Genomic DNA, 15814 nt, shown 5'->3' on the forward strand with positions numbered 1-15814 from the left:
ACCCACTCCCTGTCTCGCGTCCTCAGGCCAACTCAACGAGATAATCAGATTATGCAGTTAAAACCACTCTATGTCGTCAAAATTGACTCACAGCTTGTCTTGATTGGAAGTGAGGGAAGTAGGCTGCGCGGCTCATGCCTTCGTCCCTCCTCGAAGTCTTCTTGGAACACGCCCACGACGCGCCGGGCCGGCCGCTGCTCACGTTCGAGCGCGAGTCGACCTCCCACGGCGAGTTCGCCGCGCACGTCGCGGCCTTCGCGAAGGGGCTGCGTCAGCGCGGCCTGCAGCCAGGCGAGCGCGTGGCGCTCTTCCTGGAGAACAGCCCTCGCTTCATCGTCGCCTACCTGGGTGTGCAGCACGCGGGCTGCGTGGTGGTGCTCGTCAACACGGCGTACCGCCAGGTGGAGCTGGCCCACATCCTCGCGGACGCGGAGGTGCACACCTGCGTCACCAGCGCCTCGGGAGTCGCCGAGCTCATCCCCCTGAGAGACCAGCTCCCGTCGCTGCAGTGGCTGGTCACCGTGGAGCCAACCACCGTCGCGCCTCCGGCCTCGCTGGAGGTCATCGACTTCGACACGCTGCTCGAGGAAGGCACGACGTCACCGGTGGCGCTCGCGCTGCCGCGTCCGGAGGACCTGGCGGTGCTGGGCTACACGTCCGGCACCACCGGCCGCTCCAAGGGCGCCATGCTGCTGCACCGCAACCTGCTGGCCAACGTGAAGGCCGTCACCGAGGCGTGGCGCTGGACGGCGGCGGACCGGCTGCTGCTCGCCCTGCCGCTGTTCCACACGCACGGCCTCATGGTGGGCCTGCACGGCACGCTGTACACCGGGGGGAGCCTGGAGTTGCACCGGCGCTTCGTCGCCACGGAGGCGCTGGCCACGTTGCGCGATGACGCCTCGCTGACGATGTTCTTCGGCGTGCCCACCATGTACGGACGGCTGCTGGAGGAGTCACGGCGCACGGGCGTGAAGCCTCGCGAGCTGCGCCTGTGGGTCTCCGGCTCCGCGCCCTTGAGCCCCCAGCTCTTCCACGACATCGAGAAGGACTTCGGCGCGCGCATCCTGGAGCGCTACGGGATGACGGAGACCCTCATGAACACCACCAACCCGTACGACGGCGAGCGCCGGCCGGGCACGGTGGGCTTCCCCTTCCCCGGCCAGCAGGCGCGCGTGGTGGACGTGCGCACGCGCCGGCACCTGCCCCCGGGGGAGATGGGGGAAATCGAAGTCCAGGGCCCCCACGTCTTCGCCGGCTACTGGCGCCGGCCGGATGCCACGTCGGAGTCCTTCGACTCGGAGGGCTGGTTCCGCACGGGCGATCTGGGCGAGCTGGACGCGGACGGCTACCTGCGCATCACCGGGCGGGCGCGGGAGCTCATCATCAGCGGCGGCTTCAACGTGTACCCGCGCGAGGTGGAGGAGGTGCTCGCCACGCACCCGGGCGTGGCCGAGGTCGCCGTGCTGGGCCTGCCGGACGCGGACTATGGCGAGCAGGTGGTGGCCGTCGTGGTTCCCCCCGCCGGCGTCCACGCCCCCGAGGCCCAGGCGCTGGTGGACTGGTGCAAGGACAGGCTGGCCAGCTTCAAGAAGCCCCGTCGCGTCGTCTTCATGGACTCGCTGCCTCGCAACGCGCTAGGCAAGGTCCAGAAACACCTGTTGCGAGCCCGACTGCGGTGAGCCCCCTGGTCCGCAGCATTCCGAACACACCGCGCTCAAAACCATGGCTTGCGCCGCGCCGTGTCCTACCGTCCCGCCCTGGGGTGGCCGGAGCCGGGGTGGTTCCGCTGAACGAGGCCCCATGTGGTGACCGCGCGCGAAGGGAGGGTGTGCGTCGATGAAGCGGCTGCTCATCGTGGATGACGAGCTGGCCATCGTCGAGGCACTCCAGGACATCCTCTCCGTGGAGGGCTACGGCATCCTCACCGCCTTCAACGGCGCGGAGGGCCTGCAGCGGATGGCGGAGGTGCGTCCGGACCTGGTGCTGCTGGACTTGATGATGCCGGTGATGGACGGCCGGGAGATGCTCCGTCGCATGCGCGACGACGCCTCGCTGCGCACCATTCCCGTGGTGGTGATGAGCGCGGGCCGCATCTCCGAGGAGGAGCGCCGCTCCAGCGCCCGCTTCCTGGCCAAGCCCTTCGAGCTCGACCTGCTGCTGGAGACCATCACCGAGCTGCTCGGCGGGCCCGACGGGCCCACGCCCGGCACTCCAGGGACGGCGGGCTGAGGCACGCCGTCCCGGCGTCGCTCAGCCCGGCGTCGCGCGGAACAGGATGTCGCGGTAGTACTGCAGCTCGTTGATGCTGGAGCGCAGGTCCGCGAGCGCGGTGTGACCGCTGGGCGGCTTTCGCGGCTCCACCAGGTTCGGGTACCACGCGCGCACGAGGACCTTGAGGCTCGTCACGTCCACCATGCGGTAGTGCAGGTAGCGCTCCAGGAGCGGCATGTACTGGAACAGGAAGCGGCGGTCGGTGTGGATGGAGTTGCCAGCCAGCACGCCCTCGCCCAGCGGGCAGTGTTCCGCCACCAGCGCCGTCACTTCCCGCTCCGCCACCCGCAGCGACGTGCTGGAGGCGCGCACCTTCTCGAGCAGGCCGTTGCGCGTGTGCATCTCACGCACCACGGGCTCCATGCGCAGGAGCACTTCCTCCGGCTGCCAGATGACGCGTTCGAACTCCGCGATGGGGCGCAAATCCGGCCCGGTGATGATGACGCCAATCTCGATGATGGCGCACGACTCGGGGTCCAACCCGGTCATCTCCAGGTCCAGCCAGACAAAGCGGGGTTCACGCGAGCGCATTCCGATGCCTATACCAGCCCCCGCGCCCATGCGGGGCCTCAATACTCCGCTTCAGACTTCCACCTCGCATTCGGCGGTCCACCGACCGTCCGCGCTCCGGCGCACGGTGGGTCCGCTCAGGGTGACGCCTCTCACGTCCCGAGAGGGACGGTGCCTCACCGGGTCCAGGTGCTCACCGTAGCCGCGGCCGAACAGGCGCGGCCCATCCAGGCGCACCGCGAAGCAGCGGAAGCGCAGTCGCCGCGAGCCCATGAGCTGGACGACGGAGCGCAGCCAGTCCATCAGCAGACCCTCCCGGTCGACGGCGTCGCACACCACGTCCACCTCCTCGCGCACCTCCACGGTGGACGGGTCCGTCACGCGCGTGCACAGCGCGAGCGCGACCTGCTCGAAGGCCTCCTCGGGCGTGCGGCCCTCGCCTCGCACCGCGACTTCGCCGCCCCGGGAGAAGACCTCCCAGCGCGGGGGCGGCGACTCTTCGCCTGTCCACGACTCGGTGCTCATTCACGCGCCTCCAGTCGAGGTGCATCCAGGTGTCGCGTGAACCAGTCGGCCGCGCGGCGCGCCACCTCCTCCAGCGTGCCGGGCTCCTCGAACAGGTGGGTGGCGCCGGGGATGACGATGAGGGACTTGGCGGCGGACAGCTCGTCGAACGCGTCCTGGTTCAGCTCCAGCACGTCCACGTCCAGGCTGCCCACCAGGAGCAGCGTGGGCGCGCGGACCCGGGCCAGCGCGGGACCGGCCAGGTCCGGCCTGCCACCGCGAGACACCACCGACTGGACGAGCTCCGGGTGCAGCGCGGCCGCCACCAGCGCCGCGGCGGCGCCGGTGCTGGAGCCGAAGTAGCCCAGGCCCATCCCGGACAGCTCCGGCTGGGCCTGCGCCCACCGCGTCACGGCGATGAGCCGCCGCGCGAGGAAGGGGATGTCGAAGCGCAGCTCGCCGGTGCCCGCGTCCATCGCCTCCTCGTCCGCGCCGAGCAAATCGAACAGCAGCGTGGCCAGCCCCGCGTCGCGCAGGCTCCGCGCGACGGCGCGGTTGCGGGGGCTGAAGCGACTGCTGCCGCTGCCGTGCGCGAAGACCACCAGCCCGCGCGCGCCCGGAGGAAGCCCCAGACTGCCGCCCAGCTCCACCCGCCCGGAGCGCACCGCCACCTCGTGGACCTCTTGGTCCTCTTGGTCCTTCGGGTCGTCCTGCCACATGGAGCCGCCCTCCTCGCGTCACGGGTTCACATCGTCACAAGCCCAAGGCTTCACGACTCACGGCGCACGGCTCACATCCAGGACCCACCCGGGTCCGTGGACTCCAGCACCGCCTGGGAGCGCCATGGCGGCTGGCGCGAGCGCTCGACCAGGTTCTGCAGCTCCACGTCCGGGAACGCGCGGAAGTCGTCGTACGCCTCGGCCACGGAGCGCATCCCCGCCTCCGTCGAAACGCACGCCACCGCGTCCGCCTCCCTTCGCAGCACCTCCAGCCCCTGGGGCGAGGCCACCGGGGTGCCCATCACCAGCCGGGCCGGATGCAGGAGCCGCAGGGCCCTCAGCGCGGCGGCGGCGGTGGCGCCCGTCAGCACGCCGTCATCCACCAGCAGCACCGTGCGGCCGCCCAGCTCCGGCGGAGGACGTCCGCGCAGCCGCCGCACCTGCTCCTCCACCACGCTGGCCTCTTCGCTCACCAGCGAGTCCACCTCGCTCCTGGGCAGGGGCGCCAGCCGCAGCGAATCCGAGAGCAGATACTGGCCGCCTCCCTCGGACACCGCGCCCAGGGTCAGCGCCCGTCCGGGGATGCTCAGCCGCCTCGACACCCAGACGTCCAGTGGGACCTCCAGCGCACGGGCCACCTCGTACGCCACCCGAAGCCCCCCGCGAGCCACCCCCAGCACGCGCGCGTCCGAGCCCCGGTAGGGCAGGAGCATCGTTGCCAGCCGTCGCCCGGCGTCCGCTCTGTCGCGAAAGCGCATCATCACTCTCCTTGTCCCTAGGAAAAGCACGCCCGGGCTCGCTGGCGGCGAAGGGGCGGACAACGGCTCTCCCGGAGGCACGTCGCCAGGGGAGGCAGCGAGCGCCGAGCCCCCGGGCCACCGGGCGCGCTAGGGTTGGGCCATGGACCCCATCCTCCTCATCGGCACCGCCAGTCCCCACCTGGGACGTGAGCTCGCCCTGGCCCTGGGCGTGGCGCCCGCTGACTGTCACTTCGAGCGGTTTCCCGATGGAGAGATGCACCTGGAGGTCCCCGCCGCCGTGCGAGGGCGCACCGTGGTGCTGGTGCAATCGCTGACGCCTCCGGCGGGAGAGCACCTGCTGGAGCTGCTGCTGATGGCGGACGCGTGCTGGCGGGCCGGCGCGGCGCGGCTGGAGGCGGTGGTGCCGTACCTCGGTTACGCGCGGCAGGACCGACGCGCACGGCCGGGCGAGCCCCTGGGCGGTCGCCTGGTGGCGGACATGCTGTCCCAGGGCCGCTTCGCGCGAGTGCTGGTGGTGGACCTGCACAGCCCCGCGCTGGAGGGGTGCTTCGGCGCGCCGCTGGAGCACCTCACCGCGCTGCCGGTGCTGGCGGAGGCGCTGCGGCCCCACGTCACGGACACCTCGGTGGTGGTGGCGCCGGACCTGGGCGCGGTGAAGCGCGCGGAGGCGCTGGCGCGGCTCCTGGGCCGTCCGTGGGCGGTGATTCACAAGGTGCGGCTGAGCGGCGACGAGGTGCACGCCAGCGGCCTCATGGGCGAGGTGCGCGGCAAGCGGCCCATCCTGGTGGACGACATGGTGTCCACGGGCGGCACACTGGTCGCGGCGGCGGGCACGCTGCGCGCCGCGGGCTGCGCGGATGACCTGACGGTGGTGACGACCCACGCGCTGCTGGTGGGCCCGGCGGTGGAGCGGCTGAGCGCGCTGCCGGTGACTCAGCTCGTGAGCACCGACAGCGTGGAGCCACCCTCGGGGCTGCCGTTCGGGCACCGGGTGGTGACGCTCGCTCCGCTGGTCGCCCGCGCGCTGCGGCCGTGAGCAGACGGGAGGGGTGCACGCGTGGGAGAAGTGGGCACACGAGGGCCCGGCGCCTCCAGGCCGGGCGCGGCGAGGGGTGCAAGTTGAGCCCGCGCCGGGGATGGACTCGGTCTAGGCTTGCCCCATGTCCGACACGTTGCTGACGAAGCGGGAAGCGGGGGTCCTCACCCTCACCTTCAACCGACCCGAGAAGAAGAACGCCTTCACGCATGCGATGTACGAGGCGGCCACCGCCGCGCTCAAGCAGGCGGCGACGGACGACGAAGTCCGCGTGGTGCTGCTCACCGGCGCGGGCAGCGTCTTCACCGCGGGCAATGACATCGGCGACTTCATGGAGCACCCGCCCGCGGGCGAGGACAGCGCGGTGTTCCTCTTCCTCAAGGCGCTGGTGGACGCGCCCAAGCCCGTGCTGGCGGCCGTGGACGGCCCCGCGGTGGGCATCGGCACGACGATGCTGCTGCACTGTGACTACGTGGTGGCGAGCGAGCGCGTGCGCTTCCACATGCCCTTCGTCCAGCTCGGTCTGTGCGCGGAAGGCGCCAGCAGCCTGCTGATTCCGCGCATGGCCGGCTACGCGCTGGCCAGCGAGCTGCTGCTGTTCGGCGAGCCCTTCGACGCGGCGACCGCGCTGCGCGCCGGCATCATCAACAAGGTGGTGCCCGCCGAGAGCCTCCAGGAAGTGGCCGCCGAGCGCGCCCGTACCCTGGCCTTGCGTCCCGCCGAGGCCGTGCGCGTGACGAAGGAGCTGATTCGGGGACCGCGCCGCGAGGAGACGCACGCCACGCTGGCGCGCGAGGGCGCGAAGTTCATCGAGCGCCTGGGCTCCACGGAGGCGCAGGAAGCCTTCATGGCCTTCATGTCGCGCGGCAGCAAGAAGTAGCCGCCCTCGGGGACCTCATGAGCCCGGAGCCAGCGCTGGCCCCGGGCTCGAACTCCCAACGTGGGTCAGCGCGTCGTCGGAGCCTGCGGCGGACGAGGCGTGCCGCGCCCGGTGAGGAAGGACTCGATGCTGGCCGCCTGCGCCGACTTCAGCGCGACGCACTGGTCCACCGACTCCAGAATCTGCGCCAGCATGCGAGGCCCGCCCGGCGCGTTCGCGTTGCGCGTCGTGAAGAAGTCCGAAATCTCCTGCCGCCGCTCCGGACTGCAGAAGCCGCCGGCCACGAAGACCATCCGGCCAGCGGCGTCCTTCGGCAGGAGCGCGTCGGGCGAGTCCCCCACCAGCCGGTCGTAGTTCTCCTTCACGAAGTCGAGCGCCACGCCCTGCGTGCCCGCGTGCTGCGTGGCCCCGAACACCATCCACATCGTCTCACGCGGGTCCAACGCCTTGTCGAACACCAGCGACAGGCCCTGCTTCACCAGCACCGGGTCCCTGAAGCCGCTCAGCGCGCCCAGCAGGTGCTGACGCGTGGAGCGGTCCTTCTCCGAGCGCACCGCCGTGAGGAGCTTCTGCTGGAAGGCCGCGTCCCCGTGCGCCGCGGCGACCGCGAGCACCGCGTCCACCATCTCCGGTTCAATCGCGCGCTTGTCGGTGAGCCACTTGTCCGAGAGCGCCCGAGCCTCCGCGACAATCTTCGGGTCCGCGCCGTCGCGGCCCGCCACCCGCACCAGGCGCGGACGCAACAGGCGCGTGTCCTCGCTCTCGCCCTTGCGCGAGGCGAAGCCCAACTGCCGGGCCCGGGGGCCGTACGTCTCACGCAGGAAGCGCGCGCGGTCCGGAAGGCGCGCCTCCGGCAACAGCCGCGCGCTCGACAGGTCCAGCATGTCCATCGTGCTCTCGACGATGACGCGGTCCGGGTCCTGGGCCATGCGGGCCGCCAGCGCCAGCGCCTCGGAGGCCGGCAGCGCCCCGGACAGGGCCAGCGCCTTCACGTCCCCCAGCAGCGCCACGCGCTCCGAGCGCGACAGCTTCGCCACGCCCGTCTTCAGGAGCTTCGTCGCCGCGTCCCCCGCGAGCTGCATGCGGAAGAAGCCCGCGCCCTCCGCGTTGGGGAACACCCAGGCCGGGCACGTCTTCGCCTCCGGCAGGACGACCTCGGCGCGCTCTCCCTCCAGCACCGTGCAGGCGCGCGCGTCCTTGTTGCCCGCCGCGTACTCCACGCACACGGGCACCTTCCACGTCTGCGGCCCCGGCGCCTGCGAGCCCAGCCGCAGGTAGCGCTGCTGGGTGAGGACCACCTTCGGCTGACCCGCGCCACACTCCAGCGACGCGGTGACGAGCGGCGCGCCGCCCTGGTCCAGGAACGTCCCCAGCACGCCCGTCACGTCCTTGCCCGCCTCGGCGGACAGCGCGTCCAGGAAGTCCTTCGCCGTGGCGTTGTCGTGCGCGTGCTTGCGCAGGTAGCGCTGGATGCCCTTGCGGAACACCTCACGCCCCAGCCACTCCTCCGTCATGGTGAGGACCGCGGAGCCCTTGCCGTAGGTGATGCCGTCGAACGCGTTGTGGATGTCATTGGCCGTGTCGATGGGCTGACGGATGCGGCGCGCGGACAGGAGGCTGTCGGAGTCCAGCGAGCGGCTGCGGTCCTGCACGCGCTCCACCGGCGCGTCCCACGACGGCTGCCACGTCTCGATGATGCGCGGGGTCACCCAGGTCGCGAAGGATTCGTTGAGCCACAGGTCGTCCCACCACGCCAGCGTGACGAGGTTGCCGAACCACTGGTGCCCCAGCTCGTGCACCTGCGTGTCGGAGAAACCGCGCTGCCGGCTGAGCGAGTCCTCTTCCGGCTTCGCCAGCATCATCCGCGAGTTGAACGTCACCAGACCCGGGTGCTCCATGGCGCCACCGAGCAGCGGCACCGCGATGACGTCCAGCTTCTCGTACGCGTAGGGGATGCCGAAGTAGTCCTCCAGCGCGGCGAGGATTTCGGGCGTCACCTTGGCGGCGTAGGTGCCTTCGACGGCGCGGCCCTTCGGGGTGATGATGCGCGTCTTCACCTTCTTCTGGCCGGAGTCCGCGGCGGCGAGGAAGTCGAACGGGCCCACGCCGAAGGCGATGAGGTAGGAGGGCAGGGGCTGGGTGCGCGCGAAGCGGTAGGTGCGGCCACCGTCCGGGCGGGCCTCCTCGGCGAGCTGCGGCGTGTTGGTGACGGCCACGTTGCCCGCGGGCACATGGAACGTCAGCTGCCAGGGCACCTTGAACTCGGGCTCGTCGAAGCACGGGAACACGCGCCGCGCGTCGATGGGCTCGAACTGCGTGTAGACGTACCAGTCGCCGCCCTCGTTGACGCGGAAGGCGCCGTCCGTCTCCTTCTCGGAGGCGGTGCCCTCGTACACCACGCGCAGCTTCGCGGTGCCGATGGCCAGCGGCTTCGCCAGCGAGAAGCCGAGGAAGTCACCCTTCTCGCTCTTCAGCGGCGTCACGTCGATGGTGGCGCCCGCCTGCATCAGCGAGGCCTCCTTCACCGTGAGGTTCTTTCCGTGCAGCCACACGATGGAGGTGGGCTGGGCCACGTCGAGCCCGATGCTCGCCGTGCCCTGGAAGGCGGAGACCTTCGGGTCCAGCGTGAGCTCCACCGCATAGCCATTGGGACGCACGTCCTTGGGCAGACGCAGCGTGGGCGGCGTGGGAGCGGCCGAGGCCGCGGAGGATGAAGCGGGAGCAGTCGCTGCGGGCTCGGCGGCCGGAGGGTTCTGCCGGGCACCGCACGCGCACAACAGGGCAACGGTGGACAGAACCACCGCTCGGAGCAGGTTGGGCATGGCGCGCATAGTGGCCCATGCCGGGCAGCCAGGGTAGCGCCGCGCATGAGTGTGTTCTTGCCGTAATCTTCACTTCGGGGTGGAGTGCCTCCGTGTCCTCGCCCGCTCCCATTTCCGACCAGACAGTCCCGCCAGCGAACGCCGCGAAGGTGCCCTCCGAGCATCTGCGCCGTGTCATCGGCACGCCTCCGGGCCCGGTGGTGAAGTTCGTGACGCGCTTCGTCTTCGCGTTCCTCACGTGGCTGTCGTTCGCGTCACGCGACGCAATCGCCCGCTTCGTGGGCAACCTGGCGTACACGCTGGGCATCCGCCGCCGCGTCGCGCTGGACAACCTGGCGCACGCGCTGCCGGAGAAGACCGACGCGGAGCGACGGGACATCGCGCGGGGCGCGTACATCAACATGTCGCGCGTGGTGCTGGAGTCGGTGCCCTCGGGAGACCGGCTGACGTCGGACTGGGCCGAGCAGGGCGTCGAGGGCACGGAGGCCTGGGAGGCGCTGAAGGCGCGCGTGGCCACGGGCAAGGGCGCGCTGATGGTGACGGCGCACTTCGGCAACTGGGAGCTTTTGGGAGACATGCTGGTGCGCCTGGGCGTGCCACTGGTTGCGCTGGTGCGTCCGTTGAAGGGCGCGCTCAACACGCGCATCGCGGAGAACCGGGTGCGCCTTCCCGCGGGGCTCATCTATCCGCGCGGCGCCATCCAGGAGCTTTCGGAAGCGGTGGAGCGCGGCGAGTCGCCCTTCATGCTGCTGGACCAGGCGCTGCCGGCGAAGGCGGCGGTGTTCGTTCCGTTCTTCGGGAGGCTCGCCTCCACGACGCCCGCCATGGCGGTGGCCGCGCAGCGCACGGGCGCGCCGGTGTTCGTGGTGATGGGCGTGCGCAACGGCAAGCTGGGCCCCAGGCTGCGGCTGGAAGTGGAAGGGCCCATCCTCCCGCCCGCGCCTGGCGAGTGCGAGGACCCGATTGCGGAGCACACCGCGCGCGTCACCGCGGCGCTGGAGCGCTGCATCCGCAAGTACCCGCACCAGTGGATGTGGCTGCACCGCCGCTGGAAGGTGCAGCCTCCCAGCGCGACGGACGCGAAGCGCTGAGCGTCGCTACTCCACCACCACGCGCCGCAGGTGCGCGCCCAGGCGCGCGACAATCTCGTAGTGCAGCGTCTGCGCCCAGCCGGCGAGCGACTCGGCGCTGATGGACTCGTCGCCTTCGCGCCCCAGCAACGTCGCCGTCACGGGGCGCTCGTCATGCGCGGCGCGCGTCACGTCGACGATGAGGTGGTTCATCATCACCCGGCCCAGCACCGCGCACCGCCGCCCGTTCACCAGCACGTGCGCCTTGCCCGAGGCCAGCCGTGGATAGCCGTCGTAGTAGCCCACGGGCAGCACCGCGATGCGCGTGGGCTCCGACGTCCGGTAGGTGCAGCCGTAGCCCACATAGCTGTCCGCGGGCAGCCACTTCACCACCTGGCTGCGGCACCGCCACGACAACACCGGCTTGAGCACCGGCACCTCGCCCAACACCAGCCGCGCCGACAACCGCGTCTCCGCCGACGGCCACAGCCCATACAGCGAAATCCCTACCCGCTGCGCCTCGTAGCGCGCCCGGGGCAACACCAGCGCCGCGGCGCTCGCGGCGATGTGCCGCTGCAGCACCCGCCCCTCGCCCAGCTGTCCCGACAAGAGCCGCAGCCCCGTCTCGAACGCGTCCACCTGCGCCAGCGCGTAGCCCTGCTCCGTCACGTCCTCCGTGTTGGCGAAGTGGCTCAGCCCGCCCACCACCTCCAGCACGTCCCGCGCGTCGACCAGGAACTGTGTCTCGCGCGGGAGCTGCTCCAGCGTGAAGCCCTCGCGCCCCAGGCCCGTGTCGATGTGGACGTGGACCCGCAGCGGCCGCTCCAGCTTCGCCGCGCGCAGCACCGGCACCGCGTCTTCCCAGCCACGGTCCGCCACCACCACCTCCACCCCCTCGCGCGCCAACACCACCGCCTCGTGCGGCGCCACCGCGCCCAGCACCACCACCTGCCGGGGAGGCAGGCCCTGGGCCCGCTCGTACTCACGCACCTTCAGCGCGTCCTGCGGCGCGATGAAATACAGGAGGTCCACCAGCCCGTGGACCAGCGGCAGCACCTGCGCCAGCCCGTGCCCATAGGCGTTGCCCTTGAGCACCACGCCCAGCGACTGCGACGTCCCTCCCCGCCCCTCCAGCGCCCGGAACACCTCCACGTTGTGCCGCAGCGCCCCCGCGCTCAGCTCCAACCACGAGGTATGGGCCGCATCCCCGGGCCCGCCGCCAATTGACTCCACGTTCACCTCCACCACGTCGACTCCCGCCCCATACCAGCAATGGACGGGCCATGGGCTTCGCGGCCCCTGGGACACAGGCGCCCGCGTATGGAGCAGGCGCACCGGGGGACCGTCCGGGCCCACCCCTTGTCATACCTGTTGTCCCGGAGCCCTCCTCCATCAGCGAACCCAGGCAAACAAGAGTTCACTTCGGAAATGGTTGAATCCGGATTACGCGAGGGGGGTGCTATCGTCCCACGGCGTGTCCCCCCCGGACGTTTCCCTGGCCCAGGCCTTCATCGCCGCGCGTGGTGTTTCCTCCGCGCCGGAGCCGTCGCTGCCCCTGCTGCAGGAGCGGCTGACGCGCGCGTTGTCCACCGCGCGCGCGGCCTGGCCCGGGGTGGAGCTGGAAGGCGTGCGCTTCGTCAGTCATCTGGCGCGGCTGCTCCCCACGCAGGCGCCCTCCGAGGACGTGGAGAAGTTCCACCTCCCGGACGTGTACCTGGCTCGCGCAGCCGCGGACCGGCTGCCCTCCGCGCTGAACGCCTTCGAGTCGAGCTTCCTGCCCGAGGTGAACGCGGCCGTCGCGCGGCTGAAGCTGCCGCCCACGGGGCTCGACGAGGTCCGCCAGCTGCTGCGCCAGCGCATGCTCGTGGGCAGCGCCGACTCTCCCGCGCGGCTGGCCGCCTACCCGGGGACGGGTCCGCTCAGCGGGTGGGTGCGGGCCGCGGCGCTGTGGCTCGCGCTCGACTGGCAGCGCCAGCGCAGCGGACATCCCCAGGCGGATGACGGTGACTTGTCGCTGCTCGTGGCGCCGGGGGACGACCCGGAGCTGCTCTATCTCAAGAACACGTACCGCGCGGAGTTCAGCACCTCGTTCTCCGCGGCGCTCGGAATCCTGGAGCCCCGTCAGCGCAACTTCCTGCGCCTGAAGTACCTGGACGGGCTGAGCATCGACCAGCTCGGCGCGCTCTACGGCGTGCATCGCTCCACCGCGGCGCGGTGGGTGGTGGCCGCGCAGGACGCGCTGCTCCAGGAGACCCGACGGTTGCTCACCGAGCGGCTGCGCCTCACCGGCTCCCAGCTCGACAGCGTGTTGCGCCTCATCTCCAGCCAGCTCGACGTGAATCTCAGCCGCCTGCTGCGCTCGAAAGCGGACTGACGCCGCGGACCCCGCACCTCCCGGGAGGGTTCCCCGGGGCGTCGAAGCGAATTAAAGAAGAGGCGGGATGCGAACGCTCTTCATCGGAGACGTCCATGGCTGCGCGGAGGAGCTGAACGCGCTGCTGGCCGCGTGTGGCTGGCGGCCGGACGACCGCGTGGTGCTGGTGGGCGACCTGGTGGCGAAGGGGCCGGACTCCGCGGGCGTGGTGCGGTGCGCTCGCGAGCGCGGGCTGCTCGCGGTGCGAGGCAACCACGACGCGCACGTGCTGCGCTGGCACACGGGACGCGCCCCCGAGGGCAAGAAGCTGGGCAAGGAGCACCGCCAGGTCCTGGAGACGCTGACGGCCGAGGACTGGACGTACCTGGAGGCCCAGCCGCTGTACCGCCGCTTCCCGGACCTGAATGTCCTCGCGGTGCACGGAGGGCTGGTGCCAGGAGTCCCGCTGGAAGCGCAGCGCGCGGATGAGCTGCTCAACCTGCGCAGCATCGCCCCGGATGGGACGCCGTCGAAGCGCGTGGATGGCGGCGTGCCCTGGGCCAGTTGCTGGAAGGGCCCGGAGCTGGTCATCTTCGGCCACGACGCCATGCGCGGCGTGCAGCAGCACTCGCATGCGGTGGGCCTGGACTCGGGCTGCGTGTACGGCGGGCGCCTCACGGCCTACGTGATGCCGGAAGGACGCCTCGTCTCCGTGCCAGCCCGCCGCGCCTACGTGGACGTGAACGGCTCGCCGTGAGTCCGCGCCCCGCGCTCAGATGATTCCGCCGTTGGCGCGCAGCACCTGCCCGTTGACCCAGCCGGCGTCGGGGCCGGCGAGGAAGGCGACGGTGGCGGCGATGTCCGTGGGCTGGCCCAGTCGCTCCAGCGGCGCGAGCTTCGCCATGCGGTCGACGAGGTCCTGGGGCTTGCCCTTGAGGAACAGGTCCGTGGCGGTGGGCCCCGGGGCCACGGCGTTGACGGTGATGTTCCGTCCGCGCAGCTCCTTGGCCAGCACGCTCGTCATCGCCTCCACCGCCGCCTTGGTGCCCGCGTACACGCCGTAGGTCGGCTGCAGCAGGCCCACCACGCTGGAGGAGAAGTTGATGATGCGCCCGCCGTCGCGCAGCCGCCGGGCCGCCTCCCGCAGGGTGTTGAAGGTGCCCTGGAGGTTGACCGCGATTTGCCGCTCGAACACGGCGTCGTCGGTGTCCGCCAGCGTGGAGAGGCTCATGATGCCCGCGTTGTTGACGAGCACGTCCACGCCGCCGAAGGCCGTCTGGGCCGCGTCGAACAGGCGCCGCACGTCCGCGCTCTTGCTGACATCCGCCTGGGCGGCCAGGGCCTTGCCGCCCGCCTGCTCAATCTCGCGGACCAACGCCTCCGCGGGCGCGGCGGACTCCGCGTAGTTGACGATGACGGTGAAGCCATCCTGGGCCAGCCGCTTCGCGACGGCGGCGCCGATACCTCGGGAAGCGCCGGTGACGAGGGCCACCTTCGGGGTCTGTGCATTCATGTCGTTTCTCCTGTCCGGCGTTTCGTCGCCGGCATGGGAGAAACAATGGGCCTTCGCCCCCGCGAAATAATGCCCTGGGAACCGGCATCACAGTTCCACCAGGGCGAACAATCGGGCCGGACGGAGGCCCTGCGGTGCCCCTCTCAGTCCAGACGAGGGGCACCTGGGGGGCGGCTAGAAGTCCCGGGCCCTGGAGCGACGCTGCTGCCTCTGGAGGCGCTCCAGCCCATCGCGAATCGCCTCCGCGTACTCGGGGCTCTCGTAGTGGAGCGTGAGCAGCCGCTCCCGGGAGAACTGGTAGCCCACGAGGCGGACGGTCGTCTCCCACGCCTTCCAGTTGGCGACGACCACGAAGCCACGGCGGGAGATGCTCACCTCGGGCTCCGAGATGGGACCGAACAACTCGGGCGCCTCCGACTCGGAGGCGGCGCTCTCTTCAGGCGCCGAGGCCACGGCCGTGTCCCGCGAGTCCTCCTCGTCCAGCGAGTCCCCCGCCGTCGTCGCCTCGACCAGCGGAGGCTGTCCCTCGGACACCCGCGCTCCCGACTCCGTGGGCGCGGGGAAGTTCGTGGGTGCGCCGTCGGGCGGAGCTCCCGCGACCTGCGCTCCAGACTCCGTGGGCGCGGGGAAGTTCGCGAGCGCCCCGTCGGGCGGAGCTCCCGCGACCTGCGTTCCCGACTCCGTGGGTGCGGGGAAGTTCATGGGTGCACCATCAGGCGGAGCCCCCGCGACCTGCGCTCCCGACTCCGTGGCGGCGGGGAAGTTCGAGGGTACGGGCGGAGCGCTCTGGGAGAGCAGCCACGCGAGGTCGAGCGACTCGCGGTACCTCTGCACGCGTCGCGATGAGCCGCGCTTGGCGGCGCGGCCGTACTTGGAGGTCAGCAACTCCACCACCTCCTGGTGGTCATTGCGCACGTCCGAGGGGGTCGCGAAGCGCACGAAGACGGAGCCCAGGCGCCCGTCCGCGAAGAGGAAGAACACCTGGGCGGGGTGCTCCGCCAGTGCCGTGGTGAGGACCAGGTCTCCGCGCGAGGTCTCCTGCGTGCCCGGGTACATCGCCCGGACCTGGTCACGCGTCATGCCCCAGGACGTGGACTGGAAGCCGTCACTCGAACCGTACTTCTGCGCATGCACGGCGCGAATGGCGGCACGGCGCTCATGCACCGTCGGACCGTGGTGTCGTGAGCCGCAGCCGACGAGCACGAACAACAACAACGACAAACACCCATTGCGAAGCATCGAGGCCATCTTTCCGTTTCCCCGAAAGGACGGCGTCCGGAGCATCAGCCCGCGACCCTCCCCCCGAGGAATCCATGTTCGACCACCGGCACCCTGGGCGAAGCGTATGGCAAATGGCCCGCCAAGGGCTACGTGC

At 71.1% G+C, this 15814-nt stretch carries 15 protein-coding genes; 7 read left to right on the forward strand and 8 right to left on the reverse strand.

The window, feature by feature from the left end:
* Positions 1-134 precede the first annotated feature (134 nt).
* Complete coding sequence (locus HUA78_RS22360; protein ID WP_174477112.1) at positions 135-1679, forward strand: AMP-binding protein; 1545 nt, start codon at positions 135-137, stop codon at positions 1677-1679.
* A gap of 157 nt (positions 1680-1836) precedes the next feature.
* The gene (locus HUA78_RS22365; protein WP_141642612.1) at positions 1837-2229 is read left to right on the forward strand and encodes a response regulator; all 393 of its coding nucleotides are present in this window, start codon (positions 1837-1839) and stop codon (positions 2227-2229) included.
* 21 nt (positions 2230-2250) lie between these two features.
* Here the strand turns inward: HUA78_RS22365 and orn are convergent, their stop codons facing one another.
* The 4 genes from orn to HUA78_RS22385 form a co-directional block, all read right to left on the reverse strand.
* Positions 2251-2802 (reverse strand): oligoribonuclease, encoded by a 552-nt coding sequence (gene orn, locus HUA78_RS22370; RefSeq protein WP_141642611.1) that lies wholly within the window; start codon positions 2800-2802, stop codon positions 2251-2253.
* A gap of 51 nt (positions 2803-2853) precedes the next feature.
* A complete protein-coding gene (locus tag HUA78_RS22375) occupies positions 2854-3306 on the reverse strand; it encodes an archease (protein WP_174453755.1) in 453 nt (150 codons plus the stop codon).
* Positions 3303-4004 (reverse strand): dienelactone hydrolase family protein, encoded by a 702-nt coding sequence (locus tag HUA78_RS22380; protein ID WP_174453754.1) that lies wholly within the window; start codon positions 4002-4004, stop codon positions 3303-3305. The genes HUA78_RS22375 and HUA78_RS22380 overlap by 4 nt, the downstream gene beginning before the upstream one ends.
* Positions 4005-4075: 71 nt before the next feature.
* The gene (locus tag HUA78_RS22385; RefSeq protein WP_246137163.1) at positions 4076-4765 is read right to left on the reverse strand and encodes a phosphoribosyltransferase; all 690 of its coding nucleotides are present in this window, start codon (positions 4763-4765) and stop codon (positions 4076-4078) included.
* A gap of 139 nt (positions 4766-4904) precedes the next feature.
* On the opposite strand from HUA78_RS22385, the gene HUA78_RS22390 reads away from it, so the two are divergent.
* Both HUA78_RS22390 and HUA78_RS22395 read left to right on the forward strand, forming a co-directional pair.
* Complete coding sequence (locus HUA78_RS22390; protein ID WP_141642608.1) at positions 4905-5801, forward strand: ribose-phosphate pyrophosphokinase; 897 nt, start codon at positions 4905-4907, stop codon at positions 5799-5801.
* A 124-nt stretch (positions 5802-5925) separates the two neighbouring features.
* Positions 5926-6681, forward strand: coding sequence for an enoyl-CoA hydratase (locus HUA78_RS22395; protein WP_174477113.1), 756 nt, complete (start codon positions 5926-5928; stop codon positions 6679-6681).
* A 65-nt stretch (positions 6682-6746) separates the two neighbouring features.
* On the opposite strand, the gene HUA78_RS22400 is transcribed toward HUA78_RS22395, so the two are convergent.
* Positions 6747-9503 (reverse strand): M1 family metallopeptidase, encoded by a 2757-nt coding sequence (locus HUA78_RS22400; RefSeq protein ID WP_174460597.1) that lies wholly within the window; start codon positions 9501-9503, stop codon positions 6747-6749.
* 92 nt (positions 9504-9595) lie between these two features.
* Here HUA78_RS22400 and HUA78_RS22405 point away from each other — a divergent pair, with 92 nt between their 5' ends.
* Positions 9596-10594: a lysophospholipid acyltransferase family protein gene (locus tag HUA78_RS22405; RefSeq protein WP_246137162.1), complete on the forward strand. Its 999-nt coding sequence runs from the start codon at positions 9596-9598 to the stop codon at positions 10592-10594.
* 6 nt (positions 10595-10600) lie between these two features.
* On the opposite strand, the gene alr is transcribed toward HUA78_RS22405, so the two are convergent.
* Positions 10601-11821, reverse strand: coding sequence for an alanine racemase (gene alr, locus HUA78_RS22410; RefSeq protein ID WP_174460596.1), 1221 nt, complete (start codon positions 11819-11821; stop codon positions 10601-10603).
* A 226-nt stretch (positions 11822-12047) separates the two neighbouring features.
* Here alr and HUA78_RS22415 point away from each other — a divergent pair, with 226 nt between their 5' ends.
* Positions 12048-12947: a transcriptional regulator gene (locus HUA78_RS22415; RefSeq protein WP_371745640.1), complete on the forward strand. Its 900-nt coding sequence runs from the start codon at positions 12048-12050 to the stop codon at positions 12945-12947.
* A 67-nt stretch (positions 12948-13014) separates the two neighbouring features.
* Positions 13015-13683: a metallophosphoesterase gene (locus HUA78_RS22420; protein ID WP_174460595.1), complete on the forward strand. Its 669-nt coding sequence runs from the start codon at positions 13015-13017 to the stop codon at positions 13681-13683.
* 15 nt (positions 13684-13698) lie between these two features.
* Here HUA78_RS22420 and HUA78_RS22425 read toward each other — a convergent pair whose 3' ends face one another.
* A complete protein-coding gene (locus HUA78_RS22425; RefSeq protein ID WP_174460594.1) occupies positions 13699-14439 on the reverse strand; it encodes an SDR family oxidoreductase in 741 nt (246 codons plus the stop codon).
* Positions 14440-14613: 174 nt separating this feature from the next.
* Positions 14614-15687, reverse strand: coding sequence for a hypothetical protein (locus tag HUA78_RS22430; protein WP_174460593.1), 1074 nt, complete (start codon positions 15685-15687; stop codon positions 14614-14616).
* Between the last annotated feature and the right edge of the window lie 127 nt (positions 15688-15814).

It is taken from the genome of Myxococcus sp. CA033 (assembly GCF_013336625.1).
GTDB lineage: Bacteria > Myxococcota > Myxococcia > Myxococcales > Myxococcaceae > Myxococcus > Myxococcus llanfairpwllgwyngyllgogerychwyrndrobwllllantysiliogogogochensis.